This is a genomic window from Rhodococcus opacus B4 (assembly GCF_000010805.1).
In the GTDB taxonomy this organism is placed as follows: domain Bacteria; phylum Actinomycetota; class Actinomycetes; order Mycobacteriales; family Mycobacteriaceae; genus Rhodococcus_F; species Rhodococcus_F opacus_C.
The window spans coordinates 24,159-50,833 of the sequence record NC_012522.1; the positions used below are offsets into that span (position 1 = coordinate 24,159).

General features: G+C 66.6%; 25 protein-coding genes and 4 pseudogenes. 8 read left to right on the plus strand and 21 right to left on the minus strand.

The window, feature by feature from the left end:
• Positions 1 to 3: 3 nt before the first annotated feature.
• The 3 genes from crcB to ROP_RS00150 form a co-directional block, all read right to left on the minus strand.
• Positions 4 to 369 (minus strand): fluoride efflux transporter CrcB, encoded by a 366-nt coding sequence (gene crcB, locus ROP_RS00140; protein ID WP_012687297.1) that lies wholly within the window; start codon positions 367 to 369, stop codon positions 4 to 6.
• On the minus strand, positions 363 to 857 hold the full coding sequence (locus tag ROP_RS00145; protein ID WP_012687298.1) for a fluoride efflux transporter FluC: 495 nt from the start codon (positions 855 to 857) through the stop codon (positions 363 to 365). Before ROP_RS00145 ends, crcB begins: the two co-directional genes overlap by 7 nt.
• Before the next feature lie 347 nt (positions 858 to 1,204).
• Complete coding sequence (locus ROP_RS00150; RefSeq protein ID WP_012687299.1) at positions 1,205 to 2,080, minus strand: metallophosphoesterase family protein; 876 nt, start codon at positions 2,078 to 2,080, stop codon at positions 1,205 to 1,207.
• 346 nt (positions 2,081 to 2,426) lie between these two features.
• On the opposite strand from ROP_RS00150, the gene ROP_RS00155 reads away from it, so the two are divergent.
• On the plus strand, positions 2,427 to 3,293 hold the full coding sequence (locus ROP_RS00155) for a recombinase family protein (RefSeq protein WP_012687300.1): 867 nt from the start codon (positions 2,427 to 2,429) through the stop codon (positions 3,291 to 3,293).
• 28 nt (positions 3,294 to 3,321) lie between these two features.
• Here ROP_RS00155 and ROP_RS43790 read toward each other — a convergent pair whose 3' ends face one another.
• The 14 genes and pseudogenes from ROP_RS43790 to ROP_RS00220 form a co-directional block, all read right to left on the minus strand.
• Positions 3,322 to 3,690, minus strand: a complete 369-nt coding sequence (locus tag ROP_RS43790) for a hypothetical protein (protein ID WP_197535782.1) — start codon at positions 3,688 to 3,690, stop codon at positions 3,322 to 3,324.
• On the minus strand, positions 3,687 to 4,508 hold the full coding sequence (locus tag ROP_RS00160; protein WP_012687302.1) for a cytochrome c oxidase assembly protein: 822 nt from the start codon (positions 4,506 to 4,508) through the stop codon (positions 3,687 to 3,689). The genes ROP_RS43790 and ROP_RS00160 overlap by 4 nt, the downstream gene beginning before the upstream one ends.
• Positions 4,505 to 5,050 (minus strand): DUF2243 domain-containing protein, encoded by a 546-nt coding sequence (locus ROP_RS00165; RefSeq protein ID WP_012687303.1) that lies wholly within the window; start codon positions 5,048 to 5,050, stop codon positions 4,505 to 4,507. The genes ROP_RS00160 and ROP_RS00165 overlap by 4 nt, the downstream gene beginning before the upstream one ends.
• Before the next feature lie 82 nt (positions 5,051 to 5,132).
• The gene (locus ROP_RS00170; RefSeq protein ID WP_012687304.1) at positions 5,133 to 6,485 is read right to left on the minus strand and encodes an MBL fold metallo-hydrolase; all 1,353 of its coding nucleotides are present in this window, start codon (positions 6,483 to 6,485) and stop codon (positions 5,133 to 5,135) included.
• Positions 6,486 to 6,572: 87 nt separating this feature from the next.
• On the minus strand, positions 6,573 to 7,346 hold the full coding sequence (locus ROP_RS00175; protein WP_012687305.1) for a sulfite exporter TauE/SafE family protein: 774 nt from the start codon (positions 7,344 to 7,346) through the stop codon (positions 6,573 to 6,575).
• A 40-nt stretch (positions 7,347 to 7,386) separates the two neighbouring features.
• Positions 7,387 to 7,800, minus strand: a complete 414-nt coding sequence (locus ROP_RS00180) for a DUF302 domain-containing protein (protein ID WP_012687306.1) — start codon at positions 7,798 to 7,800, stop codon at positions 7,387 to 7,389.
• A gap of 57 nt (positions 7,801 to 7,857) precedes the next feature.
• Entirely contained in the window at positions 7,858 to 8,106 is a 249-nt protein-coding gene (locus tag ROP_RS00185) for a YgaP family membrane protein (RefSeq protein WP_012687307.1), read from the minus strand.
• 36 nt (positions 8,107 to 8,142) lie between these two features.
• Positions 8,143 to 8,412, minus strand: a complete 270-nt coding sequence (locus ROP_RS00190; protein ID WP_005264363.1) for a metal-sensitive transcriptional regulator — start codon at positions 8,410 to 8,412, stop codon at positions 8,143 to 8,145.
• A 94-nt stretch (positions 8,413 to 8,506) separates the two neighbouring features.
• Complete coding sequence (locus ROP_RS00195; RefSeq protein ID WP_012687308.1) at positions 8,507 to 10,663, minus strand: MMPL family transporter; 2,157 nt, start codon at positions 10,661 to 10,663, stop codon at positions 8,507 to 8,509.
• 76 nt (positions 10,664 to 10,739) lie between these two features.
• Entirely contained in the window at positions 10,740 to 11,054 is a 315-nt protein-coding gene (locus tag ROP_RS00200; protein WP_005264366.1) for a rhodanese-like domain-containing protein, read from the minus strand.
• A gap of 103 nt (positions 11,055 to 11,157) precedes the next feature.
• Positions 11,158 to 12,260 (minus strand): annotated as a pseudogene (locus ROP_RS45000) (sulfite oxidase).
• 232 nt (positions 12,261 to 12,492) lie between these two features.
• Positions 12,493 to 12,861 (minus strand): annotated as a pseudogene (locus tag ROP_RS00210) (hypothetical protein); the annotation flags it as partial.
• 285 nt (positions 12,862 to 13,146) lie between these two features.
• Entirely contained in the window at positions 13,147 to 13,680 is a 534-nt protein-coding gene (locus tag ROP_RS00215; protein WP_012687313.1) for a DUF6611 family protein, read from the minus strand.
• Positions 13,681 to 14,039: 359 nt separating this feature from the next.
• Entirely contained in the window at positions 14,040 to 14,291 is a 252-nt protein-coding gene (locus ROP_RS00220; RefSeq protein ID WP_005264372.1) for a hypothetical protein, read from the minus strand.
• Positions 14,292 to 14,899: 608 nt separating this feature from the next.
• On the opposite strand from ROP_RS00220, the pseudogene ROP_RS00225 reads away from it, so the two are divergent.
• Together ROP_RS00225 and ROP_RS00230 are read left to right on the plus strand one after the other, a co-directional pair.
• Positions 14,900 to 15,239: pseudogene (locus tag ROP_RS00225) on the plus strand (WhiB family transcriptional regulator).
• A gap of 140 nt (positions 15,240 to 15,379) precedes the next feature.
• Entirely contained in the window at positions 15,380 to 16,204 is an 825-nt protein-coding gene (locus ROP_RS00230; RefSeq protein WP_012687315.1) for a tryptophan-rich sensory protein, read from the plus strand.
• A gap of 763 nt (positions 16,205 to 16,967) precedes the next feature.
• Here the strand turns inward: ROP_RS00230 and ROP_RS40805 are convergent.
• A complete protein-coding gene (locus ROP_RS40805; protein WP_012687316.1) occupies positions 16,968 to 17,345 on the minus strand; it encodes a hypothetical protein in 378 nt (125 codons plus the stop codon).
• A gap of 806 nt (positions 17,346 to 18,151) precedes the next feature.
• Here ROP_RS40805 and ROP_RS00240 point away from each other — a divergent pair.
• The 3 genes from ROP_RS00240 to ROP_RS00250 all read left to right on the plus strand — a co-directional run bounded on the left by ROP_RS00240 (position 18,152) and on the right by ROP_RS00250 (position 19,843).
• On the plus strand, positions 18,152 to 18,709 hold the full coding sequence (locus ROP_RS00240; RefSeq protein ID WP_012687317.1) for a CBS domain-containing protein: 558 nt from the start codon (positions 18,152 to 18,154) through the stop codon (positions 18,707 to 18,709).
• A gap of 305 nt (positions 18,710 to 19,014) precedes the next feature.
• Positions 19,015 to 19,167: a hypothetical protein gene (locus ROP_RS00245; protein WP_231868826.1), complete on the plus strand. Its 153-nt coding sequence runs from the start codon at positions 19,015 to 19,017 to the stop codon at positions 19,165 to 19,167.
• Positions 19,168 to 19,321: 154 nt separating this feature from the next.
• Entirely contained in the window at positions 19,322 to 19,843 is a 522-nt protein-coding gene (locus ROP_RS00250; protein ID WP_012687319.1) for a Dps family protein, read from the plus strand.
• Between the two features lie 766 nt (positions 19,844 to 20,609).
• On the opposite strand, the gene ROP_RS43870 is transcribed toward ROP_RS00250, so the two are convergent.
• The 3 genes and pseudogenes from ROP_RS43870 to ROP_RS00265 all read right to left on the minus strand — a co-directional run bounded on the left by ROP_RS43870 (position 20,610) and on the right by ROP_RS00265 (position 24,053).
• Positions 20,610 to 20,873: a WhiB family transcriptional regulator gene (locus ROP_RS43870; RefSeq protein ID WP_331457997.1), complete on the minus strand. Its 264-nt coding sequence runs from the start codon at positions 20,871 to 20,873 to the stop codon at positions 20,610 to 20,612.
• 161 nt (positions 20,874 to 21,034) lie between these two features.
• Positions 21,035 to 21,319 (minus strand): hypothetical protein, encoded by a 285-nt coding sequence (locus ROP_RS42410; RefSeq protein ID WP_043823958.1) that lies wholly within the window; start codon positions 21,317 to 21,319, stop codon positions 21,035 to 21,037.
• Between the two features lie 2,352 nt (positions 21,320 to 23,671).
• Positions 23,672 to 24,053, minus strand: a pseudogene (locus ROP_RS00265) (serine recombinase).
• Positions 24,054 to 24,361: 308 nt separating this feature from the next.
• On the opposite strand from ROP_RS00265, the gene ROP_RS44760 reads away from it, so the two are divergent.
• Positions 24,362 to 24,484, plus strand: coding sequence for a hypothetical protein (locus ROP_RS44760; RefSeq protein WP_269454428.1), 123 nt, complete (start codon positions 24,362 to 24,364; stop codon positions 24,482 to 24,484).
• 460 nt (positions 24,485 to 24,944) lie between these two features.
• Positions 24,945 to 26,606 (plus strand): hypothetical protein, encoded by a 1,662-nt coding sequence (locus ROP_RS00270; RefSeq protein WP_043823964.1) that lies wholly within the window; start codon positions 24,945 to 24,947, stop codon positions 26,604 to 26,606.
• Positions 26,607 to 26,675 lie beyond the last annotated feature (69 nt).

Sequence of the window (26,675 nt, forward strand, 5' to 3'; positions counted from 1 at the left end):
TCCTCACACCGAAGCCAGAGCGAGACCGGCACCGCCGGCGATGACAGTCACCGTCAGGGTGCCGACCGCGTTCGCGATCCCGGCGGCGTATTTCTGGCGTTGAATCAGCCGCACGGTCTCGAAACTCGCGGTGCTGAAGGTGGTGTACCCGCCGCAGAAGCCCACACCCACAATCAGCTGAATTTCCCGCGGAACACCGTGGAAGAGGATCAGGCCGGTGACGAACCCGAGGAGCAGCGACCCGGTCACGTTGATCGTCGCCGTCGCCCAGGGGAATTCCGACGCCTTCCGGTGTTTGATCGCCCCGTCGATCACGAACCGGGCGATCGCCCCGGCACTGCCTGCGCAGGCGATCCACAACATCACCATCGCTCGGCCTCCGTGCGCCGCGACCGAAGTTGCGCACCGACCGCGATCCCGGCGGTGGTGGCCACCAAACCCACCAGCACGGTGCCGGCCGCGTAGCTGCCGGCCTCCCACCACTGGTGGCTACGCAACAGCAGATCGGTGTCGACGGCGAGGGTGCTGTAGGTGGTGAACGAGCCGAGGACCCCGGTGCCCACCCCCAGGCGCACGCGTTGGCGCCACCGGTCGTCCGGGCCGAGGCGGGTCAGTGCCTCGAGCAGAAGCCCGAGCAGGAACGCCCCGACTATGTTGATCGCGAACGTGGTCACCGGCCAGCCACCCGCGGCCTGGGGAAACCACACCCCGAACTGGTAGCGCAGCGGGGCGCCGATCAGCCCGCCGGCACCGACCGCGGCGATCGCGGCCGGGCGCACGTGCAGCGGGCCCGGGGTGCGAGGCGCGGTGTCGGGATCGACCGGCAGGGTGGGATTCGGGTCGCGGCGACCGTCCACGGGCAGACTCCTTCCACAAAAGGGAAAGGAGCCATCAGCCCGGGGCGGTTCAGACAACCCCTTCGCAGGGCGGTCTCGGCGGAGATCCATCGCCGCCACGAGCATAACCTGAGCCGACACCTGGCCGGCGGTTCTGGTCTCCCACGACGCGGTCAACCGAGGCCCTGCTGGCCCACTGGATCCCACTCTCACCGACATCGGGCACCGCACCGCCTGCCGGAACCAAACTCACCTACCGACGGCGCCTGGCACGTCGCGACCTCTATGACCAGAAACCGCCCTGACCGTTCGCGGGGGTGAGTCGATCCCGCCCCGGCGGTCCGGTGACCCGGTTCAGCCCTCTGGGCTCATCCGGGCACGGCGGACAGGGTCGGGGGCTCGCCCTCCTCCTCGGGGTACAGGATTGCGTGTTCGGGTCGGATCTGCCCGTCGCGGGAGGCCGCCTGATGGTTGCCGAGGGCAGCCAGGTTCACCACGACCATGTTGTTGTCGATCGGGTCCTTGTCCCGGCCGAGTCCGTCGATCACGGCCCGGTATCCGTCGCCGTCGAGGACCGCCTGATAGCGGTGGTGGAAATGACCGTGCCACAACCGGATCGGCTGCACACCGTCGACGATTCCGCGCAACACCTGACGGTGGTGTTCGGAGGCGGCGACCGCCTCGGCAGGGAACCCGTATCGGTCCCGCTCCATCCCGGGAACCGCGATCCCCGCCGGGCAGTCGTGGCAGAACATCGCATCCACACCCTGACCGCCGTCGGTGATGCTGCGGGCCTGCTCAGCGGTGATCTCCTCCTGCGGCCACCACGTCACCTGCGGCGTCCGCAGGAAAGTGTCGATCGAATGCGCACCACCGACGGCCAGACACCGGGTGTTCCCCCACCGCCACCTCAGGCCCCGCGGCAGGTGCACGATCCGCTGCCGCAGGTACCGCAACCCGTCCGCGGCGACGGGCTGGGCCAGCAGCCAGTCGAAGTTCTCGTGGTTGCCGTCGACGAATCCGAGCACCAGATGATGCTGGGCGAGCGCGCGGTCGAGCGCGTTCAGATAGTCGGGCTTGAAGTTGAACCCGAAGTCACCGAGATGAATCACCACATCGGCGTTGCGCCTGCGGGCGTGCGCGATGGCTTCCACTGCGTAGTCGGTGTTGGCGTGCCAATCCCCGGCCAGCGCCACCCGCTTCGGGGTGCATAGAAAACGTGGGATGTGTCGATGGAGGGTCATGGCGGGCACCTACCTTTGCGCATGCGTCGTGCGAAGGTAGGGACCGTTGGCGGAATCACTCCGCAGTTGGATGGCGAGCCCCTCCGCCACTGCACTACCACTCCGATGCTACTCACCAGGATCGCTTCACCGGGTGACGGTCAATTCTGTCGAGAATCGTTGGTTATCCGTCAACCGCTACTAAATGCAAAAATCGCCCGGAAAGGGCGTCGGCAGCCCGTGCCGAGAAACTATGTCAAAAAACCCCAGCCGGGGTGTTGTCGACACATGATGATCGGCCACGCCACGGGTCTCCACCGCAGACCAGCACCCCGACCACCAGGTCGATGCGCCGCGCCGCGCCGGCGTGGCAGCCGAGAACATCCACATCGACCACGCGGGCGGGGCGAAGGCCTCACGTCCCCAACTCGATCTGGTGCTGCAGCGGCTCCGCGGGGACGACGTCCTGGTGATCACGCGGCTGGACCGGCTCGGTCGGTCGATGTTGCACCTGATCACTCTCGGCGCCGACCTGCGCGAGCGCGGCATCGGTCTGAAGGTCCTCGAGCAGGGCATCGATACCGCCACCGCAGAGGGCCGCGCCATGTTCGGGACGCTGTCGGTCCTGGCCGAGTTCCAGCGCGAGCTGATCGTCGCCAATACCCGTGACGGACTGGCCGCCGCCCGCGCCCGCGGCCGGAAGGGTGGCCGTCCTTCGAAGCTCAGCCCGGACCAGATTGAACTCGCCCAACGTCTGTACGACGCAGGCGATCACACCGTCGTCCAGATCGCGGACATGCTGAAAGTGCCGCGGACCACGGTGTATGGGCATCTGGACAAGAAGGCTCGTCGACCTCCACATGCAGCGCCGTCCGAGCCCACGCCACCTGTTCGGTCCTCTCGCATCTGCCCGACGTGCGGGCACGAACCCACCACTCGCGCCGAGGCAGCGCATCAACGCGCCGACCTCGCGGTGACCTGGCTTCATCCTGATCCCCAACACCGTGGAACGCTGATCAGTCGACACCACTGTCGGCACTGCGAACCAGGGCAACCGGCATTCGATATCGCCTGCAGCATTTGTGGCGACGGACCCATCCTCGCCGGCGCGCTCGCAGAAGAGGCGCGGCACTGCGACCTGACCAAGCCGGTCGAACGATGGCTCACCGCAGCGGGATGGACCGTTGCACCGGGCCTCTCGTGCCCGGACCACGCATCCCGCGGGCGTCGATGAAGCGCAGCCGGGACGAGACCGCTGACTGCTAGGAATCGGCCGGGACCAGAAACTTCGTCTGGACGCTGAACGGATAGGTGCCCGGACTGGCGAGCAAGGACTCGATGAGTGCATGGCCGTCCTCATCGATGGAGAGAATTTTGATTTTGAACTTCGAGACCCCTTGCGGGTGCAGCATCACCGTGTCCCCAGGCGCCAAAAGCGTGCGAGTTCGTCGATTCTCGGTCATCCGGCACGTCGAACTCGTACGAGTTCGACGTAAATCGCGCCGAGAATGGGCGAGATTGTCGAGGCGCGAGGCGCGAGGCGCGAGGCGCGAGGCGCGAGGCGCGAGGCGCGAGGCGCGAGGCGCGAGGCGCGGCGCGATCCGCGTCGGGTGATCCGTCTGGACGATCATGTCGCTGCGGTAGGCGCGGAGATCTGGTCTGTCGGGCGCGCTGGGCGATGACGGTCGGGCCGCCAGGTGAGCAGCAGCGCGACGGCGAGGAGTAGTTCGGCGACGTCGCCTCCGTAGTACATCAGCTCCCCGGCTCCCTGACGCTGGTCGGGTGGGACGGGGATCTGGACGAAGAGCCCGGCGTACATCAGTTGGGAGATCACGGCATGTCCGGCGATCGCGACACCGAGCACCACCAGCCGGACCGGGACCGACGGGCGGTGGGGGGCGGGGTCCGGGCCGGCGATGACCCAGGCGAACAGGTAGCCGGCCAGCAGGAAATGGGTGTGCACGAGCAGGTGCAAGGCCTCGTCGGTGGTGGTCGCGGTGTAGAGCGGGGTGAAGTACAGGGCGGCGAGTCCGCCGACGGAGAGGGTCAGGGCCACGACGGGGTGGGCGAGCAAATGTGCCGGGCGTGACCGCAGCACCCGGCCGATCGGGCGGCCGTGTCTCGGTGGAATCGAACGCAGCAGCAGGGTGATCGGTGCGCCGAGGACCAACCCGAGTGGTGCGTACATTCCCAGCAGCAGGTGTTGGTGCATGTGGCCGCGGAAGTCGCCGACCGGGTACGGGGACAGGGTTGGGGTGACGGCCAGCGCGAGCAGGGCGATGCCGGTGAGAAAGCTGGCGCTCCGCCAGATGCTCCAGCCGCGGGCCTCGCGGCGCCGCCGCACAGCGAGGACGAGATAGCCGGCGGCCACGGCGGCGATCAGGAGCAGGGCCACGACGGTGCCCGACCCGAGGGTGCCGGTGGTGTGCGCGTCGTGTGCGGAGATCATCGCGGGGCGGTGGTGTCCGCACTCGGTTGCGCCGGTGCGGCGCTGTGTTGCAGCAGCCATCCGCCGGCGACGAGGACGGCCCCGAGGGCGAGGAAGCCGAGGTCCCACCAGAGTTGGTGGTCGCCGCCGCGGACGTGGTGGATGCCGAGGAGGTGATGGTCGATCACGCCTTCGACGAGGTTGAACAGGCCCCAGCCGACCAGCACCCATCCCCAGAGGACCCGCGACGCCCAGATCCGGCCGTGCGAGTGCGTGACGCGGGAGTACAGCAGCCCGAGGCCGATGAGGACCGCCAGCCAGGTGAAGGTGTGGAACAGCCCGTCCCAGACGGTGTTGATCTCGAGTCCGTGCACGGTGTCGGCCGGGTAGGTGTCGATTCCGACGTTGTCGGTGTCGGTGCTGGTGAGCATGTGGTGCCATTGCAGCAGTTGGTGCAGCAGGATCCCGTCGACGAAGCCGCCGAGTCCGATGCCGAGGATGATGCCGGGCAACCCGATTCCCCGGGCGGGGATGGCGGTCGTCTCACGTTGGGGTGCGACCATGTCGTTCATCCTTTGGGTCGGCGCTTGCTGGCGGTGCCCGGGCGATGGGTGGAGACGTTCCCGCCCGGGGGTGTTCGGGCGGCTAGGTGGTGCTGGTGAGGTCGGTGTCGTTTGCGTTGTCGAATTCGTCGTTGATCAGCACGGTGGTGCGGTCGGGTCGGTCGATCATCGAGGCGGCGACGGAGGCGCGGTAGCCGGAGGCGCAGTGCACCCAGATCTCGCGGTTGGGGAGGGTGCTCTGTCGGTCGGCGAGTTCGTGGAGTGGAATGTTGATCGCCCCGTCGATGTGGCTGTCGTCGTATTCGTTGCGTTGCCGGACGTCGAGGACGGTGATGTCCTTCTCGCGCAGCGCCTCTGAGAGGGCGGCGAAGTCGGCTACCCGGTAGGACCGCAGTGCGGTGCCGGCGACGAGGGTGTGGATTTCGCCGACCGCGGCGCCGTCGAGGTCGTCGATGCCGATGCGGACCAGTTCGCGGCGGGCGTCGGCGACCTGGTCTTCGTTGTCGCCGATCAGGGTCAAAGGTGCACCCCAGGTGTAGAGCCAGCCGAGGTAGGTGACGAACGAGTCCGACAGTTCGAAGCCGAGGGTCCCGCCGAGGTGGCCGGCGGCGAAGGCGGTGCGCTCGCGCAGGTCCACCACCCATTCGCCGTCCTCGATGCGGCGGCGCAGCTCGTCCGGGTCGACGGGTTTGGGCAGTGACAAATCGACCGGGGGCGGCCCTTCGGTGTTGAGCACGCCCATGTGGGCGTAGTAGGCGGGGTAGTCGGCGAGGCCGGCGAGGAGTTCGTCGACGTAGCTCTGCTCGTCCCGGGTCAGCGCCGGGTTGGTCTTGCTCTGTTCGCCGACGGTGGAGGAGTCCCCGGTGGCGGGGGTGGCGGCGCAGAAGCTGCCGAACCCGTGGGTGGGGTACACCTCGGTGTCCGGGGGCAGCTCGTCGGCGAGGCGGCGCACCGAGTGGTACTGGGCGTGGGTCAGTTCCTCGGTGTGCTCCTTGCCGAGGAGGTCGGTGCGGCCGGTGGTGCCGAAGAGCATCGATCCGCCGGTGAAGACGCCGCGGATGCCGCCGGTGGTCTCCCGCAGCACGTAGCTGACGTGGTGGTGGGTGTGGCCGGGGGTGTGCAGGACCTGCAGGAGGATCGGGCCGGCGTCGATGAGGTCACCGTCGGACACGGCTCGCCGCTGATAGCCGACGTCGTCACCGGTGGGGACGACGTACTCGGCGCCGGTGGTGCGGGAGAGTTCGAGGCCGCCGGTGACGTAGTCGTTGTGGATGTGGGTTTCGAGGACGTGGGTGATCCGCACGCCGCGGTCGCGGGCCAGGGCCAGTACCCGGTCGATGTCGCGTTGCGGGTCGACGACGACGCCGACGGCGCCGTCGCTGATCAGGTAGCTGCGATCGCCCAGGCTCGAGGTCTCGATGATCGACACGTCCATTTCTCGTACCTTCCTCACATGTTCTCTGGTGTTCGCATACCCGGGAGGGCATAGGTGAAACGGTGTGGTGGTCGGCTCCCGCCCTCGTCAGCGGAGAAGGATCGTGTCGACCAGCACATATGCGGCGACGACGAAGACGAGATAAGCGAACCACCGTTGCAGCCGGTCGGTGTCGACCCTGGTGCCGAAATGACTGGCGATCAGGGACCCGGCGATCGCGGTGCCGGCGAACGCGGCGGTGATCGCCCAGTCGATGCTCGCGCCGCTCAGGTGTGAGATGAGACCGGCCGCGGAGTTCGCGACGATGATGACCAGGGAGGTGCCGATCGCGACCGGCATCTCGAGGCCGAGCATCAGCACCAGTGCGGGGATGATCAGGAAGCCGCCGCCGACACCGAACAGGCCGGTCAGAAAGCCCACCAGGGCCGCGGCGGGGATGGATCGGGGGGCGCAGCGGCGCCAGTCGATCCCCGAGTCCCCGACCTCGCAGGCGGTGCCGGTGTCACCACGATCCATCAGCATCCGGATCCCGGCGACGATCATCACCGCGGCGAAACCGATCATGACCACCGGTTGCGGCAGCAGGCGCCCGACCGCGCTGCCGGCGAAGGTGGCGGGAATGCCGCAGGCGGCGAATACCCCGGCCATGCGCCAATTCACCTGGTGTTCCCGAATTTTCGGGATGGCTCCGACGAGGGAGGCGACACCGATGACGATCAGGGAGATCGGGATGGCCTCCTCGAGGCCCAGTCCGAGGCCGAAGACCAGGGCCGGGACCGCCAGAATTGATCCGCCGCCGCCGAGGAGTCCGAGCAGCACGCCGATGATCGCTCCGAGGGCGAGCGCGACGGTCAGAGTCACCGATCCTCCTTTCCGTCAACGGGAATGGGCAGGTGCGGTGTCAGTCCTTCGCTGCGCCCGCGCCCAAGGAGTCGATGGCGGCCTGCAATGCGGCGGTGGCGTCGTCGGCGACGCCGCCGAGTCCGGGTTGGTCGGCCACCTGGACCATCACCTGCGGGTTCATCGCATCGATCAGCACCGCACCCGGATTATTCGGGTCGGCGCGGACGACGACGTTGCACGGCAGCAGCAGCCCGATCTGCCGGTCCACGGTGACCGCGCGGTGCGCGAGCGGCGGATTGCAGGCACCGAGGATCAGGTAGTCCTCCATGTCCTCACCCAGCTTCGCCTTCAGGGTGGCCTTCATGTCGATCTCGGTGAGCACACCGAAACCCTGATCGGCCAGGGCCTTGCGGGTGCGGTCCACCGCGTCGGCGAACGAGGTGTGCAGGGTGGTCGACAGTGCGAGTGTCATGAGCGTGTTCTGCCTTTCCGTCGAGTACTAGGGGTGAGCGGTGGCGGTCGGCGCCGGTCAGCGCCCCGCGGGGGCGGGACACGACGCGGTGCGGCGCGGCACACCGAGGCGCCGGAGCAGCAGGCTCGCCGGGCACCATCCCACCGCGCCGAACAGCAGCAGGTTGGCGCCGACGAACCCGGTGAGCAGCAGCCACCCCGACGAGAACACCAGTGTCAGCGCCAGACTCGCGAGCACCACCGTGCCGGCCAGCAACGGGACCACCCGCTCGATCGTCCATCGGGGGGCGTGCAGTGCGTCGGTCATGGTTGCCTCTCCGGTCGGTGGATCTGCACGGGTGTCTCAGGCGAGCGCGAGGAACAGTTTCTCGAGCTCGGCCTCGGTCATCGGCTCCTTGCCTTCCGGGGCTTCCCCGGTCAGGCATTCGCGCAGGCCGGTGGCGACGATCTTGAACCCGGCCTTGTCCAGGGCGCGGGAGACCGCGGCGAGCTGGGTGACGACGTCCTTGCAGTCGCGGCCCTGCTCGATCATCGAAATCACGCCGGCGAGCTGCCCGTGGGCGCGGCGGAGCCGGTTGAGTACCAATGCGATGCTGTCTTCGTCGCCGACCATGGCGGTTTCCTTTCCTAGACCTCCTATCACTGTACCCCCGGGGGTATCGTCTCGGGGGTTGCCCGACTGCGCCGGCCCACCCCGCACCGGCGCTTTAGTGCGAGAAGCTGATGTTCGGCAGGACCTTGCGCAGCCAGGCCGGTGACCACCACGCGGCGTGCCCGGTCAACCGCAACAGCACCGGCAGCAGCACCAACCGGATCAGCACCGCATCGAGCAGCACCGCGACACCGAGGATGATGCCCATCTCCTTCGGCGGCAACGGATCCGCGAGGGCGAAGGTGAAGAACACCGCCACCATCACCGCGGCCGCAGCGAAGATCACCCGACCCGAATGCGCCAGACCGTCGACGTGCGCGACCTTCGGATCCCCCGACCGTTCATAGTGCTCCTTCGCCGTGGCCAGCAGGAACACGGTGTAGTCCATGGCGATCGCGAAGATCATCGCGAAGAAGAACACCGGCCCCCACCCGTCCAGGAAGCCCTGCGGGGTGAAACCGAGCAGGCTCGCACCGTGACCGTCCTGGAAGATCAGCTTCGCGACCCCGAACGCGGCGGCGGTCGAGAGCAGGCTGACCACCGTGCCGAGGACCGCGATCAACGGGGCCTGCAACGCCACCAGCAACAGCACGAACCCCAGAATCAGGATGATGCCGACGATCAGCGGAAGGTAGTCGTTCAGCGCCTGCTGCAGATCCAGGTTCTCCGCCGGAGCCCCGCCGACCACCGCGCCGTCGGGCAGGCCGGCGCGCAGGGCGTCGACAATCGTGCCCATCTGCCCGTCGGAAGGGTCGACGGTCGGCATGGCTTGGAGCATCACATAGTCGCTGCCATCGGGTGCAGGCTGCGGCGGGGTGACCATGGCGATGCCGTCCGTCGCCGCGGCCGCCGCGGCGGCATCGGTGCCCTCGCCGGCGGGGCCGATGATCTGCAGCATCCCCGGTGCGCCCTCACCCATCTGGGCCTGGACGAGTTCGTAGCCCTGGCGGACCGGGGCATCGGTGGGGACGACCTCGATCGAGGGCATCGCCACCTTCAGCCCGAGCACCGGGGCCGCCAGGGCGATCAGCACCAGCAGGGAACCGATCGCGAACGGCCACGGGTGTCGGTGCAGCAGCTCACCCCAGGCGGCGAACCGCGGCGAACGGTGCTGTTGCCGCTTGGCGTAGGGCAGGGACCCGGCGTTGACTCGGCCGCCGAGTGCGCCCAGCACCGCGGGCAGCAGCGTCATCGACGCCACCAGCACGAAGAACACCGCCAGCATGATCCCGACCGCCATCGTCCGCACCGCCGGCGCGGGAACCAGGAGCACCGCAGACAAGCTGACCAGCACCGTGATTCCGGACAGCACCACGGCCTTACCCGCGGTGTCCATCGTTTCGGCCACCGCCGCTCGCGGGCCACCGCCGTTCGTCAGTGCGTCCCGGAACCGGGCGACGATGAACAGTGCATAGTCGATACCGAGGGCGAGGGCGAACATCATCGCGAAGTTCATCGCCCACACCGAGATCGGGGTGATCTCGTTGAGCAACACCAGCCCACCGGCCGAAGCGACGAGCCCGGCCAGGGTCAGCAGCAGGGGCAGTCCAGCGGCGACCAGCGAGCCGAACGCGAGCACCATGATCGCCAACGTCACCGGCCAGGAGAACAATTCGGCCTGAATCATCGCGTCGTGGTTGGCCTTGTTGAAATCGCTCCACAGCGCGGACGCCCCGGTCGGGTACACCTCGATCCCGTCCCCGGTCAGCGCGGTCAGCGCGGCTTTGTGGTCGTCGACGGCCTTGACCATCTCGTCGGTGCTCGCGTTCGCGCCGGCGATCAGGATGCCGGTGTGCCCGTCCGGGCTGATCGACATCCCCGGCTGCGGTGCGATCACCGCGCCGAACCGGGGGTCGCCCGCGAAGACGGCCCCGACCTCGCCGAGCGTCTGTTGCATCTGTGGGCCGTCGATGGTTTGGGTGTCCGAGTGCACCACCACCTGCACGGCGGCGGAGGAGTTGCCGCCGAAGTGCTGCTGCGCGAGTTCGCGGACCTGCACCGATTCGGAGCCGTTGGCCTGCCACCCGGCGCCGGCCAGGGAGCTGAACACCGACGGCGCCGCGGCGCCGAGCACGACCAGCAGGATCAACCAGATGCCGAACACCCATTTCGCGTGCCCGGCCATGGCCGCGCCCATCCGGCCGAGGACACCACCGGCGGTGATCGTGTCGGCGGGCGGGGCGTCGCCGCCCAATGCCGTACTGCGGGTCATACGAATGCTCCTCGAGGTGATGTCGGAGGGAAGGTGCTGGTCAGTCCGGGCGGCGGGTCTGCTGCAGGTGACGGGCTCAGGATCCGTCGCCCCTGTCGAGGGGCCGGCCGTGGGCGGCCCAGCCGGAGGTGCCCCCGGCGACCGAGACCGCGCCGCGGCCGGCGGCCTCGACGATCCGGGCCCCCTCGCGGCTGCGGTTGCCGGACGCGCAGATCACGTAGACGACCTCCCCCGCGGGAATCTCCGCGGTGCGGGCGGCGAGTTGCCCGAGCGGCATCAGCAACGCCCCCGGAACGTGTCCGTCGACGTACTCCCACCGCTCGCGCACATCCACGACCGGAACGCCGTCGGCCCAGCGCACGGCGAATTCATCGAGGTCTACCTCACGCATCTCCAACTCCTTCATACCCGAGGGGGTATCTCCGAGGACTTCCCCACCGTACCCCAGGGGGTATACCCGGGCGCAAGTGTCGACCGCACCGCGCAGGCCCACGTCAGTTCGCGTGCAGGTGCACCCGCGCCCAGGAATTGTTGGCGTAACCCTTCGGATTCCACAGTGCCGCAGCAGATTCGGGTTGCATGGCACCGGTGGTGTCCCAGGCCCGGGCGGTGATCGTCACCGGACCGGCAACGGTGGCGCACAGCGACCACAGCCGCCACGACCACGGGCTCTGCTCCGGCTCGAGGTCCGCCTGACACCACGTGCGGCCACCATCGAGAGACACATCGACCCGGGCGACGCCGCGGTCGTCGCCGGCGAACGCATAACCCCGCACTGTCAGCGGCCCGGCCGGCACGGTGGCACCGTCGTCGGGTTCGAGGATGTCGCAGTTCAACGCGACCGAAGACAGCGAGATCCCGTCCCCGGGGCCGGCGGTGTCCGGGTCGGCGTCGGGCGGCAGGATCCGGTAGGCGGTGGCCTGGAAGTAGTTGTCCGACGGGTGCGGCTGCACGGTGATCCCGGTGACCCATTTGCCGCTGCGGGCACCGATATAGCCGGGCACCACCACCCGGACCGGACCGCCGTGCACCCGCGGTAACGGTGCGGAGTTCATCTCCCACGCCAGCAGCACCTCATCCGACCGCGCCTTCGCCGCCGGGATCGAGCTGCCGTACGGCTGCGGCGGGTCGGCCAGAGAGGAGACATCCGGGGCGGTGAACGCCACATGCAGGTCGTCACCGGTATGGGCGCCCGCCGCATCCAGCACATCGCACAGCCGAACACCCCGCCACTCCGCGGTCGAGGTCGCACACGGACCCCACGGATCCTCGCCGGGGATTTCCCGGACCTCGGCGAGACCGGCCCGCCGTTACCGGCGCACTGCAGTGTCGCCACGACACTGCGTGGGATGAATCGGCTGGTCAGCTCGTCGAAGGTCAGGGTCAGGTCCTGCCCGACCAGGCCCGTGACCACCAGCCGCCACTCCCGCCGTTCGATGTCCGGGACGGGCCCGTGATTGCGGCTGTAGAAGGTATCGATCGCGGTGATCGCGCCCTCGGCAAGTGCCGACCGGGACGGTTCCGCATTGAAAGGCGCACGGTCATGGACAACGAAGCCGTCGCGCTTACCCCACACCCGCCCGCCCCCTTCCTTGATGGCCTCGCCGCTGCCCCGTCGTGCAGCTGTACCCAGCTACCGGGTGGGATACACCGGAAGCGGTCGCAGGCGAGTTCATACCCGAGGGGGCGCGCCCAAAGCCCTACCCGTTGACTCCGGGGACGCGCCAGTCGACGTCCAACAAACCAGAGTCAGCCGATGCGCATCGAAAATGGGCGTCGCGGAGCAACAACCACACAAGTCGCGGGTGTCCGAGTTCGCTAGTCCGGTAAAGCACGTCGAACGGCAGGAAGGTGACCGGTACCTGCCGACGCAGGGTGGTGGTCGGGCGCAGGGTGTTCGCCCGCTTCTGCAGGCGTGCGAACGAAGGCCGACCTTGCGTGAGGGCGACGATTTCACCGTCGAAGACGATGCGCCCGTGACCACCGAATGCCTCGGTCAGCGCCTCGGTCACCTCCGGGTAGGAGGAAGTGACAACGTTGAGGTTGCGGGTCCACAGCACCGGATGCGCGCCACCGACCCCAGCTAATAGGCGGAAGCCGTCGTACTTCATTTCGGCTGCCCACCCGTCCATTTCCACCGGTGGTTCACCCGGTGTGGCCAGCATCGGCGTGATCAGCCGATTCCCAGCTCCGCTCATCGGACGCTCCCGGTCTGGAGGGACCGCGGTGGATCAGGGCAGGCGTTCGTCCAGACGGGCCATCGCGGTGTCGGCGAGGTGCGCTGTCCACGACCCCAGCTCACGTGTGCCCACTCGCATCACGCTACCGGCAATCACAACTCCCACCAGGGCCCCGAGGAGAAAACTGGCCGGGCCGAGCGAGAAGCATTTCTGCGTTCGTCACTTCATCGCGTCGGCGACCAGACGGACGCCGGTCGTGGCGGAAGGGTAGCGCTCCTGAACCGCTGGTGACCCACCTCGTCATCATGCGAGCTGCCGATAGATGCGGCCCCATTCCGCTTCGTACGACACAGGATCAAGGTTCGCCGTGTCGAGGGCATCGAGTTCGGTTGCAATCTCCTCCAGCCGGGCCATCTCCCCTCCTACACTTCCTGGCCGCGCGTAGATGCGGAGGCATCGCGTGTCCTTGTTGACGCCGGAAGTGGCCAGGGCGATGCCGGCCCAGAGCGCGATGAGCACGGCAATTGCCATCGCAGCTCCGAGAACCCCGAGGACAATGCCAGCGACGACGAGGACCGCCAGGTATCCGAGGAGTCCCACCCAGGTCGTTCCGAGCTTGCGCAGATGCATCAAGGTTCGCTCGCGCGACGTCACGCCTGGCGGGTAGATCGAGAGCGTTGCCCGGATGGACCGCTGCTGCTGCGCGATCTGCAGCGGGGTGACATCCACGCGTCCCCACCGTGACGACGTCGGAATGCCTTCAGTGATGGCCTGGAGCACTGAGATCCGACGTGCAGGCCGCCGAGTCATTGGTGTGTCCTCATTGGTGCCCGTCATAGCCATAGCCTCCTCCTCGCCTCTGACACCGGAATCCACGATCACGGCCCGCCGTGCTCACAAGCCTCTCCCCCCCTTTGGCAATTCGTTGTTCTTGAATCTGTGAATGCTGCGAAAAGTGTGGCGCCTCCTCGTTGGAGGCGTCCCCGCTCGGCACGTACTGGACTCTGCGTTCGGGCGCGGTGTGCCGCCACTTGCGGGAGAGAACGAGACGGGCGGCCCCTACGCCCGCGACCGCCAGGATCCCCAGTGCCAGCCAGCTTTCGATGCTCATGAAGTCCCCTTCTCGACGTGACACGAAATGGGGGACGTGTCATTTCCCCAGGTCAATTTCATGTTGACCGATGCTCCGCTCTCCCCTACTCGGGTTCGGCGTGGGAGGGGCTGAGGTGCACGATCTGGGTATCGCCGGCGGGCGTCTTGGTGGTCGGGTCGATCCGGACCGTTCGGCGGCGGGCGAGAGCGTCGTGGCTGAGCCCGGGCGCGAACATCAGTTTCTTGCGTCGCGCGGTGTCGCTCTCGGCCGCTGGCGTGGTGGCGGCCAGTGGTAGCAGGTCCTCAGCGCGATGCAGTCGCGACGCCAGCGGCGGAGGGTTGTCCGCCGGGTTCATCCCCGTCCGTGAGAGGAGTGTGACGCGGGCGAAGAGGGCATCAGTGACCGCGGTGCGCCACGGTTCGTCGATGACACGGTTGGCGGGAATCGTAGCGGATCAGGCGCCCACGCCGGTCGCCGACGACGCTAGAGGACGGGACGGCGGATGTGATGCCAGTTACTTTCAAGCGATACCCTTCGGTATCGTTCGCCGTGTCGCTACCATCAATAGCACACCCTTTACCACCTCTTTAGAGGTGACAGAGTGTGGATCATCCGGGTTGCCCCGGTCCCACCGATGTCGAGCCCAGGCATCAAATGCACCGACACGCCCTGCGGACGTGGTGTCGTACCGATCACAGTCCCGGACCCAGGTCTGTCACTGCCGCTACCCGACTGCCGCCTCCCGGGCATCAGAAGTGACACCGCGATGTGTCGAGGGGTCATGTCGCACAACACCTTCGGATGAAGAAGCTACAACCGTGGTTGTTTCCCGGGAGGCCACGCCAACCCACACCGATCCGCCTGGCACACCGCGGCAACAAGCCCAGGCCCGCCAGCCACGCACGCTCCGCCCTTACCGACGGATCGGCCCACCGCACCACTCCGAAAGCGACCCACCCCGCTGTGCCTGATCATTTCCACCACTCCCCCGACCGGGACTGGCCACACCGCGCGTCCTGCCGCGGCACCGACACCAACCTGTTCTTCTCCCCCGACGGTGAACGCGGCAACGTCCGCGCCCGGCGTGAGCGCGCCGCCAAACAGATCTGCCAGGACTGCCCCGTACTCGCACAGTGCCGCGCCCACGCCCTCACCACCACCGAGACCTACGGCATCTGGGGTGGCATGTCCGAAACCGAGCGCACCCGCCACACCCGACGCACCCGCGTCCCGGCCCGCCACCGCGACGCCACACCCGCTCCGGCACCACAACCACCACCGCTCTACCTGCTCGCGCACGTGACGAACGCGTGCGCGGCGAAACCGGTACCGCCCGTCACGGCTCCGCCCTCAGAACCTGCGAACGTGTCTCCGTAAACCGGCAGACGGCGCTCCTGAAGTTCCTATCCTCGACAACGGACTTTCTCCCGCAAAGGAGTGACCATGAGCGGAACGATCGAATCATCCCCTCACGACGGTGCCCGTGTGCTCGTCGTGATCCTCTCCGCGGTGGCGGCGGTCGTGGGTTCGATCATCGGCTCGGGGGCGCTGGTGGGAACCCCGATCTCCCAGGTCGCCGACGGCGCCCTCGCCGCCGACGCCACCGCAGTGGCCCCCGGCGGGCCCGCGTTCTCCATCTGGACCCTGATCTACCTCGGGTTCCTCGCGCTCGCGATCTGGCAGGCACTGCCCGCGCACCGCACCGATCCTCGGCAACGCCGCGCCGGGTGGTGGCTCGCCGCGGCGATGATCCTCAACGCCGCATGGATAGCCTGCGTGCAGTTCGAACAACTGTGGCTCAGCGTTTTGACCATTCTCGCGTTACTCGCGGTGCTGGTCGTCGTGTTTCACATCCTGACCAACACGAAGCCGTCCAGTCGTGCCGAGGCGATCGTCGTCGACGCCACCGCGTTCGTATACCTCGGCTGGGTCTGCGTCGCGGTGGTCGCCAACATCGCCGCCGCCCTGGCCGCCGCCGAGATCGATCCGTTCGCTCTCGGCGCCGATACCTGGGCCGTGCTCGTCCTTACCGCAGTCGCCCTGGTCGCCGTCGTCCTCGCCGTCGCCGGTCACGGACGCTTCACCGTCACAGCAGCCATCGTCTGGGGCCTCGTATGGATCGCCGTCGCGCGGACCACCGGCGACGGATTCACCTCACAGCCCGCCGCCATCGCCGCGCTGACGGCCGCCGCGCTGGCCATCGCCGCCACCGCGATCGCCCGACTACCCCGCGCACGTTCCGGCGAGGCCAGCGTCACGAAACCGTGATCGCGTGCAGCGCAGTCACGCTGGTCGAACGGTGGACACCCCCGGACACCCCCATCAACGCCCCAGGCACTGTCGCAGAGCGGGATAGGCCCGGAACCGTGTCATCTACTCGACACGGTGCTCGAACTCGCTCGGGCGATAGCAACGCCATCGCCCGGGCCGCGCTCCCCTCCCAGCGCCGGTCGATCTCGACACCGCCGCCATCTTGCCGACCTTGGCCGTCGCGGCACCGCGGACGGCGACATCTCCGATTGCACCATCGCCCGCCGCGACACCATCGAGGACCGCGGCCATCTGGTATTGCCCACCTTCGGCCACACCACCGCACTCCACAGCCGACCCGGCGGCGGCGATACTGCAACGACGCCTCAACGGCGACATCCGTCATCACCGAAACCGAGCATCATGGTCGAATGGGCTTTCAACAAGGCTGACACAGTGGCGCGCGGTGGCCACCTGCTACGACAAACTCGCCCTCACTTACCCAGCCGGATTCCTCCTTGCGAGCATCGCCGAGTGGCTCAAGCCATTAGGAAACATGGCCCAACTGGACTACCGAGGGTGCCCAATGGTTCGGCCTGCCGGGCCGTCTCAGAAGTGCTTGCAGGGCCGCGGTGCCGCCGATTCCTCCGGCGAGCAACCCCAGCAGCAGTGCCACGTTGGTGTACATGTCAAACCTCCCTTCGGGTGTGGTGACGGTCGGAAATGCTTCGACGGGCTTGACTGACCCCGTGGCGTAGTCGAATGATGGGCGGAGCCCTCACTACTTCGCTGTGCCCGCTGTCGTCACGGATGCCTCTGCGAAAGTCCCCGGGCGCCGGCGCGGCTTAGCGTCGCGAGCGTTAGCCTTGGACCGCAGGGGGTTGCCTGTCTTGGCCACACGACGTCCGACAAGAGTCAGCATCGGTCGAGGAATTCCGACATCCTTCACCGGCATGCCTGTCACATAGCCTTCCTTGAAGAGATAGTTCGAGGCGTCGTACACCTCGTCGTCGCTGAGCGGCGACGCTGCCCATCCGACTTCTTCCCCGATGGCATCCGCGTCCAGGATCGGGCTGCGATAACCCTCCGTTGTCTTGGCAAGAAGCCAACGCAGGACAGCGTCACGAACCGCCCACTGACGATCGGTAGCTGCACTCACATTTCAGTCCTCCAGTAGATGCCGTCGATACCGTTGATTCCTGATTGCACCATAGCCGTCGGCAAAGAATAGGCAAGCATCGAACTATTCTGCGCGTCTTAGGATTTCAGAACACACCCGGTTGATACTGCAAGACGATGCTACGGGCATCATTGAGGCGCAGGGCATCTCGCGCGGGAACAGACCGGTGACGACGTTCTGGCCGATCCCGCCGTCACCGTCGACGCACTCCGAACCGGCCCTTTGCACGTGACACGGTAGACGTGCCGCTCCCTCAAAAATGCCGCTGAACTGGACTTATTTCTTTTCTTGGGTATGGTCGAGGTCAGTTCGCGGTTGCCGATTCGGAAAGGACCGACAATGGCTGACAAGTCCGCCGTCAAGAGTTCAAAACAGTCCGCACGTGCCCTCAAGGAGCGCCGGGCGGAGAAGAGAGCGAAGGCCCTCGAATCGACTCAGTTCATTCGAAAGCGTAAGAGCTGACGTCATCCTGGAGCATCGCCACCTCCCCCGCCATCCTCTTCACTGCCTGAGGGTGCGAATGTCGCACCCGAAGCTCGGCCAAGAAAGCCGACTCGCCCCATCACGGACTAGCAATTTCGGGTTCCAGCTACTTGGGGTGAGGACCTCGCCGGGCTTCCTTCTTTCCGCTCATATACAGAATCGGAAAAGGACACGGAGCGCTGAAGAATTGTCTGGAAGTACGGCGAAAGTCATTGGTCCGCATCCGCGTGAGACCTATCGGGGGGTCAACTTCCGGCGCACTTTAGTGCCGGGTGTGGGATCGACGGAAACGAGTGGTGACGATGCGAGTGTTGAACGTGATGCAGCGACCGGTTCGAGTGGTGCGCCAATCCGACAGTATGCGCACGGCCGCAGTGCTACTGGCCGAGTACGGGTTCGCGGCGGTGCCGGTGGTCGACGACCACGACCGGCTGGTTGGGATGTTGAACAGCGGAGACGTGTTGCGGGCCGGTACCGCGTCCTCGGAGACGGTGGGCGAGGTGATGACTGCACCCGCCGTTGCTGCGCCGATGTATCAATATGTGGCCGATGTGAGCAAGATGCTACTTCACCAGGGACTACGCAGTCTGCCGGTCGTGGATATCGACGGTCGGGTAGTGGGCATCCTCAGCCGCAGTGACGTGGTGCGGCTGATGCTCAAACCGGACGAGACGATCGCCGTGGGCGCGCAACGCCGCCTCGACGACTACACCGGGGACGGACGCTGGCACGTGACGGTCGAGGAGGGCTGCGTCACCCTCGCAGGCCCGTTCGCAGACGAATCCGAACGCCGCATCGCGATCGCGTTGAGCAAGACCGTACCGGGCACCCGCATGGTGTCCATTGCCGCTGGAGAATAGGCGGTGGTCGATGAGGCATAACCTCATTGACCACAGCGCGCCGCGGTGATCACTGCACCGCGGCAACTCAGTGCGCGATGAGGGTGCTTCGGCATCGCCCCGACGCTGAGTGATCCGCCCGCGGCCACGGCCGACCTGGCTGTGGCCGAAAGCACTTTGGTCGCGGCTCCTGCCGTGACGCTGCGCCGCACGCACGGCCCACCCCGCGCCGAGCGGCCCGGAGGCCGAGAAAGAGAGAACAAGGAATGTATCGATCACGCACGCCCGCCGCCGCAATCCACAGATCCTTCGCCCACGGCGGATCGATGAGCACCCGCCAGATCAAGGCCCACCTCGAGGTGATGTTCGCCCCCGAGACCGATCACGGCACCCCGCCCGAAAACGCCGGTTCAGTTTTCGCACACCAGCTCAGCGAGGCTGAGGAGAACACGGCTCTGCCTCTCGCAGACATTGCCTGAGATCGCAGAGCGCCCGGACATCCCGCAGCACGCGTGGGTACCGATCACACCGACACGGTCACCCACCATGCCGACAGCACGATCGGGACGACCTCGGTCGGTCTCGACCATCGCAAGGACCCCGACACCGACCCAAGAAACGACAGGAGCAACCATGACCCCCACCCCCATCACCACCACCCTCGACACCGAGCAGCAACGGATCGCCGGCAAGGCACTGCAGGGCACCGTCGTCGACCTGATCGACCTGAGCCTGATCGCCAAACAGGCCCACTGGAACGTCATCGGACCCCACTTCCTGGCGATACACCCCGCCCTCGACGAGCTGGCCACCGTCGCACGCAAATTCACCGATGAGGCGGCCGAACGGGCCACCGCAATCGGCGTCAGCCCCGACGGCCGCGCGGCCACCGTCGCCGCGGACGCGGGTACCACGGGATTCGCCGAAGGGTGGACATCCGACGGCGAGGTGGTCGAGACGATCGCCGCGAACCTGGCCGCCGTCATCGCACGGTTGCGGGCTTCCATCGAGTCCACCGAGAAGGCGGACCCGGTCACCCAGGACCTGCTGATCGGCATCACCGCCCGACTCGAGCAACTGCACTGGAGGTGGCAGGCCCAGAGCACACAACCATCTGCCCAGCGCCCTCGGCTCGGACAGGTGCTCGTCGGATAGCTCCGTCCACCGCGCGAACGAGGAGGCGGCCGCGACCAACGATCGGCACCGGTCGCCTCAGGCTCAGTGCCGTAACGAACGCGTTTGGATGCCCAGCAGCTCCAGCACGCGAAGCCCGAATGCGACGCCGGTCCATGCCGCCCCATGATCGGATGCGGACGATTCCAGCGGCTGCGCCAGAGGGTGTTTGAGAACCCGATATGGCACGCCTGTGCCTCCGAGAATCGGCTCCTGATTGGGTCGGTGATCACCAGATCACCGACCCAACGGGAGCCCAATGTCATCATCGTCGATTTCGTTGTGCCCGGGGACATGGTTGCGCGGAGTACTCGTCGTCGGTCACCGACGCAGAGTGGGCCACTCGACTCGCGATTCCTGCACCAGTGGCTCGGCAGGTCGCGGGAGGTGACCCGAGAAGTAGTGCTGCCGTTGATATTGGATGGCATCCAGTACATCATGCGCGGTGGTACCGCGTGGTGGAGACTGCCGGTGGAGTTCTGGTCAACCGGGACGGTGTCCGCGGTCTTCGCTCGCAAGAGACCTGTGCACGAAACTCGCCCAGAAACTCATCGCAAGGGTCTCCGGATCTGGATTTCGACGAACCCGTCTGCACTCGACGGGACACCGGAATCCGCACGATCAGGTGCAGCCTGCGGTACCCGTTCGGCTCTGTCGACGGTACGTGAAGCGCATGCCCCCGTGCTTCTTTGCCTCGCCGAAGCGTCCGACGGTGCGAATCCGCCCCGGTCCAGGTCGGCGTGGGGTGTCACCGGGCGGTGGGGCGACCCCTCGACGCCCCACCGGTGTACGCACCGCCATACGAACCGGTGAACGTGGCCCCGCGTACTCCCGATGCAGCACCCACAGGTCGCTCCTGGAAGGACCCGAGCGGTCGACGCTCACCTCGGCGGGAACGGTTGGTGTGCTTTCGTCGGTCCGACTCGGTCATGCCACCCCACACGCCGTAGGATTCACCCGAGGTCAGCGCGTGATCGCGACACCGCACCAGCCCGGGGCACACCTGACAAATCTGCCGGGCCCGCGCTTCACACCGATCCGGAGCGCCGCGCCGTTCACCGTCGGGGGAGAAGGAACACCGACAGTTCGGCGCCGCGGCACGCCAGCCATTCACCGGAATCAGCGGTGACCGCCGCCGGGAACGGCTCCCTCAAGATCGGCAATGGCGGATTCCTATCCATTGACACCGTCGGCGTCGCGGCGCGGCAGCACTGTGGCACCGGGATGCTGCTTCTCACCGCCACCGCGATCCGCAGACGGCCACGACAGGACACGGACAGCTGCGGTGGTGGCGCTGACATGGTTCCGGCGGGCCACATCGAGGAGAGCATCGAAGCCGGCGTCATCGCTACAGGCGCGTTGCTCGGCCAGGACCGCCGCCGCGGCGGACAGCAACTGCGCGTCCGCAGGCTGCGGCGAATGTCCTCGTCCGGGTACTGCGGAGGTGTCGGTCGGCATGAGGGTCCTTTCGCTACATCGGCCCGTACAGCGGGACAGGTGAGGTCGGCGCGGGGGCGAGGTCTCGCGTCACACTGTTGACTCCGCCTGGTCTGGGTCTGTCACTCCAGTCTCCAGGAACGGACATCCGGAGAACACAGGCCTTTACCTAGGCCTTACCTAGGCGAAGGCAGGTGTCGTGGATGAGACCGTTGATGGGGCGCTCGGTCTTGTGTCGCGGACCACGCACGTCGGGCGTAGCCGAGTGGCACGACACCGACACGCCTGGCGTCTACGAGCGGTTCACTTCGGCGAAGGTGCGGATGACTCTGGTTGTGCAGGAGTAAATCCGATGAACCCTCAGGCCGCGGCAATAGCTGACGCCCCTACCGATCGATCGGTTGCATTCCTTGGCGGCGCGGTGCCGATCGATGTGAAGTGTTCGTCGCAGTGGTCGGACTCCGGCGCGGCACCCGCTCAGAGCAGTGCGATGCACCCTCGCCTGGTCGATCGGGAAGCTCTCGACCCGAGCAAGGAACCGGAATGAGTGCGCCTGATCTGCTGAATTCAGCCTCCGGCCCACAGATCCCAGCCACAACGACATGCACCACAATCTTCGGCAAAAGTGTAGGATAGTGCTGAGTCATCCTGCGTCTCTTATACTCTCGAGGTGAGCGTGCGGTGATACACGAGGGTCGAGGTTGCGGTGCGCATAGACATCGGGTATGCGCCAGATTTGGTGCCCACCGTAGCGGCGAACATCCAGCGGGGCGTAGACCAGGTGTACCGCGCGCACCAGGGTGCATCAGCCTCGACGGTGCGGGCAGCTATCAAACGCAAGTTCGGCAGGGCGATCGGAACAACGGCAATCGAGATCCTCGTCGGGTGCATCCCGGACGGGAACACTCCGGTGATCTCGTGCTCGCCTCCGTAGCGATCGGGCCGCAAACAAGAGGAGGACCCGAGCGATCTCAACGTCCTGGTCTCCATCACCGCCACTCACAGCTGCAGCCTGTCCTGGCGCCACACGAGACGCGCCCCTACGCAGCCGTATCCGGGAGACCCACGTGCGGACTGGCGCAGGGGTAGTGATCAAACGGTCGTCGGCAACTGGCCACCGCGGCAACTTCGGACGCTGGCACCCGCGATATCGTTGTCACAGACGACGTCTCCGGGGATCAAACCTGGAGGTGCACCTCGACGTCGCGCAGGGCCCCTTCGGCACCGCGGGCACTCTCCGCGCAGGCGGTGTTCGCCATCGTGGCGAGATTTTCAGTGCTATGGATCGACGAGGTCGGCATGGCATCTGTCCGGGACCGCACGCACCCGGCGGCACGTTTGCACTTCAAATGCGCCGGCACGGGATCCGCGGGAGCGCCCGTACCAGACCCACCCCATCGCATGATCGCTCACACGCATGTCCTCTTGACCCCGTTGGACCGGGCTCCGAGAACGTTTGATCAGCCGTTGACGTGGAACGCCGTGCCGCCGGCCGCGGTCGGCGGCACGGCGCCACGCGGCCTGGACGGCGGCGGTGCCACCGATTCCGCCGGCGAGAACAAGCAAGAGCAGGGCGACATTGAGGTTCACGGGACAGGTCCTTCTCGGGGGGCAGAATGTTGCTGCCGGTGCGGATCGTGATGTGGTGGAGCTCAGTTCGCTCGCAGCCCGGCGGGGTCAGCAACGAGGGCGAAGGAAGGTCGGGGTCGTCGTCACCGCACATCCGGCGAGTCGGGCCTTGATCTCCGGGGTACTGATCGACCGGGCACCGGCGAGGGTCGACGATGTCCTGTGGTCGGGTGTCACACTCATGATGGACGTCGATTCCTGCCTTCGTCTAGAAGTAGCTGGTTGGCTCCGAGTGCCATCGGTCAGATCATCGGCGGGCATGCAGTCACCCCACGAGAAGGCCGCGAAACCGTCGTCGACCGTTACACCCTCATCAGCGAACAACGTGCCCATCGCCGAACCACGCGAACGGCGATGGCCGGCGAAACTGTAAGTCGCTCTGCGCACCTCGGCCGATCCTTCCAGCGTCCACGCTCCAATATCCGGAGCACCTCGAGTCGAATAGGACCTAAAGTGAATCCTGCTATCGTTCCGACTTTTTCGGTGATTCACCCTGGCCAGCCGGCGCCGACATAAGGGCCAGACCGTACCGATCGCAAACTAAAAGATAGTCGACCAAGGTGGGTCGAGGCTTCGCGACGCAGTACGCGTACGCGCGACACCTACCTTGTGGGACGCGACCGGACTGGTGACCGCGTCGGTGCGGGGTGGTGTGCCCAGACGATGGCGCGGACCGCTAGCGGTTCCGCGCTCAACCCGGCTCACGTACTCATCGTCGAGTGACCGGTCGAGCCATTCTCTCTTTCACTTCACTGCCGCCGTCGTCGTCGCGGATGTCTCTGCCAGCGGTTCCGCCCAGATGCCGGCGCACCTTCGCCTCGTGAGCGTCGACCTTGTACCTCAGCGGTTTTCCGGCCTTGGCCACCCGACGTCCCGCGACAGTCAGCATCGGTCGTGGAATCCCGATACCCATCACCGGCACGCCTGTCACATAGTTCTCCTTGAACAGGAACATCGAGGCGTCGACCACTTCGTCGCGGGTGAGCGGCGAAGCCACCCACCCGACCTCTGCTCCGATGGCATCCGCGTCCAGAATCGGGCTGCGATAACCCTCCGTTGTCTTCGCAAGAAGCCAACGCAGAACAGCGTCACGAACCGCCCACTGACGATCGGTAGCTGCACTCACATTTCAGTCCTCCAACTAGATGCCACTAACGCTGCCCTGCACCATAGCCATCGGCAAGAAGTTCGCAAGTTCCGTGAAATTTCCTGCGCGCCTTGCACCTCGGAAACTCCCGACGGACAACGGCACGACGACCGCACCGGGCGCAGCTGGCGTCGGGGAGAATTTCGGATCGGGGAACAGTCCGCCGACGACCCCGTCGTCATGAAGCCCTTACCAACCGCCTCTGATCGGCCGCTGAACTGGACTTGTTTCTTTTGTTGGGTATGGTCAAGGTCAGTTCGCGGTTGCCGATTCGGAAAGGACCGACAATGGCTGACAAGTCCGCCGTCAAGAGTTCAAAACAGTCCGCACGCGCCCTCAAGGAGCGCCGGGCGGAGAAGCGAGAGAAGGCGCTCGAGTCCACTCAACTCACCCGAAAGAGGAAGAGCTGAAGCGACACTGGCGTCAACACCGCACCCCGACACCCTCTTCGCTGCCTGAACATCGATGATATTGCCCCGCGAACTCGGCCCACAGCCCTGACCCGCGCCCACATCAGACGTACCAGATTCGGAAGAGAACGGCTCGGAACCTGGAAATATCATCGACTGCACTCTCTTCCAATTTCCTACAGCGGCGAACGAGGCTCACAAAACCCTGCCGAGTTCGAAGGAAGCACACCGCAGTCTTATTGGTCCGCCCCGCGTGTGACCACCCGATCGGGGGGCCAACTTCCGGCCTCTGACACGCCCGTCCCGGCCGCGGAGGGGCCGGGACGGGCGTGTTCCCAACGAGAGCAGGGTGAGCGAGCCAGGGGCACGCACACAACATCCGGTGAGATGACCGTCTCCCCTGCCGACCTATTGGTCGGTGCAGGAGTGCCGGATGTGTCGAGAATTGATGGAACAAAAAATGAATCGTCCTGGACTCGTCACCCGCCGGCCGGCCCCGGCTTCGCTGTCGTCGAAGAGAGGCCGGGCAATGTTGCGCGTCATCCTGCTGCCGTTGGATATCGTCGAAAGCGCCGACCCGGTCCCGGTACCCGCGGTCGACGAGGTCGAACCGTTCCTGCCTGCCCGCATCAGCGCCCCCACCGCCACCGGAGACGATGGACCCCAAGCACAGTTGCTGGCGTTCCGGCACATCGTCGACCGCAGGAGTCCCCCGGTTACCTTCGGCCTCGCACTCGATGGACAGCGCGCACCTGACGGTCGGCGTCGCCCCTACGTCGGCCCGCCGGCCACGTGCCTGTCACTGTGGGAGGTGCCCGGCAACGGACTGGTGCTGGCCTGCGAGGAACTCACCCCCGACCGCGCCGGCAGCCTGATCGACCGGCACCATGATCCGCTCCGCGGCGGCGGTAGCCCCGAATTCTGGGCCGCCATCGAAGCATTCCTCCGCCCCTTCGGGTTGACGCCTGATGCGAGCCCGATGGACGTCTTCCCGCGGCTGAACACCCGACTGCCCAGCTCCGCGGTCTACCGGCCGCTGCGCAGCCTGACAATCCACGGCCCTCACCGGACTGATTCGGACACCCTCGAGGGCCTGATCATCGAGGTCCACACGGACGGGGTCGATACTGTACGGCGACTGGTCGATGAACCGGGCACCTCACCCTGCGGCGGGGCCGCGTCCCGCTCCTACCGTGGACTCTTGCGCTGGCACCGGGTCCCGCTGATCGACAGGGCGTCTCGTCTCGGATCGGGGATCGCGATTCGCGAGGACGCCCGAGCCCTCGCCGTCGACGTCGGCGCCCCCGTTATCGGTCGCCAATATGTCGATCGGGGCACCCGTGAGATGCTCTACTGCCTCATCGGCTGGGTCGCCCTGCGCGCACAGCACTCGGCGGACCACCGACGCGTCCTGTCGCTCCTGCGCAACCGCCGCCAACTGAGCGAGGGTGGCGCCCTCGCGGGCCTCGGCGACATCGCGGCGGCCCGCACACGGATGATCGAGACACGGCTTCTGCAAGCACACCCCGCCGATGATCACCGCCTCCCGCCACGGATCGAATCGACACACCTTCGATCAACGCTGGTGCACCGCACCGCCGACGAGATCGCGTTTCTGCATACCGAACTCGGTAAGCTGTGTGACAGTGCTGAAAGCAGTCTGCTGCCTCACGCGGTCGCCTCCGCCCGAGAACGGCGGTCCACGCTCGTGTCGGTTGCGGCCGCCGGTGCGCTGTTCGTGACCTCGCTCCACGCGGCCGTCGCGGCATCGCCGGTGGACTTGCAGCGCTGGGGGTTCACCGTGGCGGTTGCCGCCGCGATCGGCGCTGTCGCCTTACTCGAGGTTGTCTCACGTCGTCGCCCCTCCAGGACACCACTGAAACCGACACCGGTCGCGCCGCCGCATGCCTCGCCCGTCGTGACGCCGGTCAGGGACCTCGAACGCCGACGGCTGGAGTCGATCTTCCCGTTCGAGACGCAGGTGTGGCGCACCGTTCCGAGTCGCCGCGGCATGACGCCCACGTTCCGAGAGTGCCTCGAGGCCAACGATCTTTCCGTCGGCGAGCCTTCCAACTCACTGTTGGTGATGGCAAGTCCGACATTCCGTCCAGCACCAAAATAGACCCGACCTTCAGAACACCGGCCCCACGCTTGCGGACCGTCATGTTCCAGCGCGACGCTCGCGCCGTTC

Bases quoted from the DNA above. Each gene is read 5' to 3' on its own strand.
- crcB (WP_012687297.1), bottom strand. From the start codon at position 369: ATGGTGATGTTGTGGATCGCCTGCGCAGGCAGTGCCGGGGCGATCGCC.
- ROP_RS00150 (WP_012687299.1), bottom strand. From the start codon at position 2,080: ATGACCCTCCATCGACACATCCCACGTTTTCTATGCACCCCGAAGCGG.
- ROP_RS43790 (WP_197535782.1), bottom strand. From the start codon at position 3,690: ATGATCGTCCAGACGGATCACCCGACGCGGATCGCGCCGCGCCTCGCG.
- ROP_RS00160 (WP_012687302.1), bottom strand. From the start codon at position 4,508: ATGATCTCCGCACACGACGCGCACACCACCGGCACCCTCGGGTCGGGC.
- ROP_RS00165 (WP_012687303.1), bottom strand. From the start codon at position 5,050: ATGGTCGCACCCCAACGTGAGACGACCGCCATCCCCGCCCGGGGAATC.
- ROP_RS00170 (WP_012687304.1), bottom strand. From the start codon at position 6,485: ATGGACGTGTCGATCATCGAGACCTCGAGCCTGGGCGATCGCAGCTAC.
- ROP_RS00180 (WP_012687306.1), bottom strand. From the start codon at position 7,800: ATGACACTCGCACTGTCGACCACCCTGCACACCTCGTTCGCCGACGCG.
- ROP_RS00185 (WP_012687307.1), bottom strand. From the start codon at position 8,106: ATGACCGACGCACTGCACGCCCCCCGATGGACGATCGAGCGGGTGGTC.
- ROP_RS00190 (WP_005264363.1), bottom strand. From the start codon at position 8,412: ATGGTCGGCGACGAAGACAGCATCGCATTGGTACTCAACCGGCTCCGC.
- ROP_RS00195 (WP_012687308.1), bottom strand. From the start codon at position 10,663: ATGACCCGCAGTACGGCATTGGGCGGCGACGCCCCGCCCGCCGACACG.
- ROP_RS00200 (WP_005264366.1), bottom strand. From the start codon at position 11,054: ATGCGTGAGGTAGACCTCGATGAATTCGCCGTGCGCTGGGCCGACGGC.
- ROP_RS00215 (WP_012687313.1), bottom strand. From the start codon at position 13,680: ATGACGGGCACCAATGAGGACACACCAATGACTCGGCGGCCTGCACGT.
- ROP_RS00220 (WP_005264372.1), bottom strand. From the start codon at position 14,291: ATGAACCCGGCGGACAACCCTCCGCCGCTGGCGTCGCGACTGCATCGC.
- ROP_RS00230 (WP_012687315.1), top strand. From the start codon at position 15,380: ATGAGCGGAACGATCGAATCATCCCCTCACGACGGTGCCCGTGTGCTC.
- ROP_RS00240 (WP_012687317.1), top strand. From the start codon at position 18,152: ATGCGAGTGTTGAACGTGATGCAGCGACCGGTTCGAGTGGTGCGCCAA.
- ROP_RS00245 (WP_231868826.1), top strand. From the start codon at position 19,015: ATGAGCACCCGCCAGATCAAGGCCCACCTCGAGGTGATGTTCGCCCCC.
- ROP_RS00250 (WP_012687319.1), top strand. From the start codon at position 19,322: ATGACCCCCACCCCCATCACCACCACCCTCGACACCGAGCAGCAACGG.
- ROP_RS42410 (WP_043823958.1), bottom strand. From the start codon at position 21,319: ATGCCGACCGACACCTCCGCAGTACCCGGACGAGGACATTCGCCGCAG.
- ROP_RS44760 (WP_269454428.1), top strand. From the start codon at position 24,362: ATGGCTGACAAGTCCGCCGTCAAGAGTTCAAAACAGTCCGCACGCGCC.
- ROP_RS00270 (WP_043823964.1), top strand. From the start codon at position 24,945: ATGAATCGTCCTGGACTCGTCACCCGCCGGCCGGCCCCGGCTTCGCTG.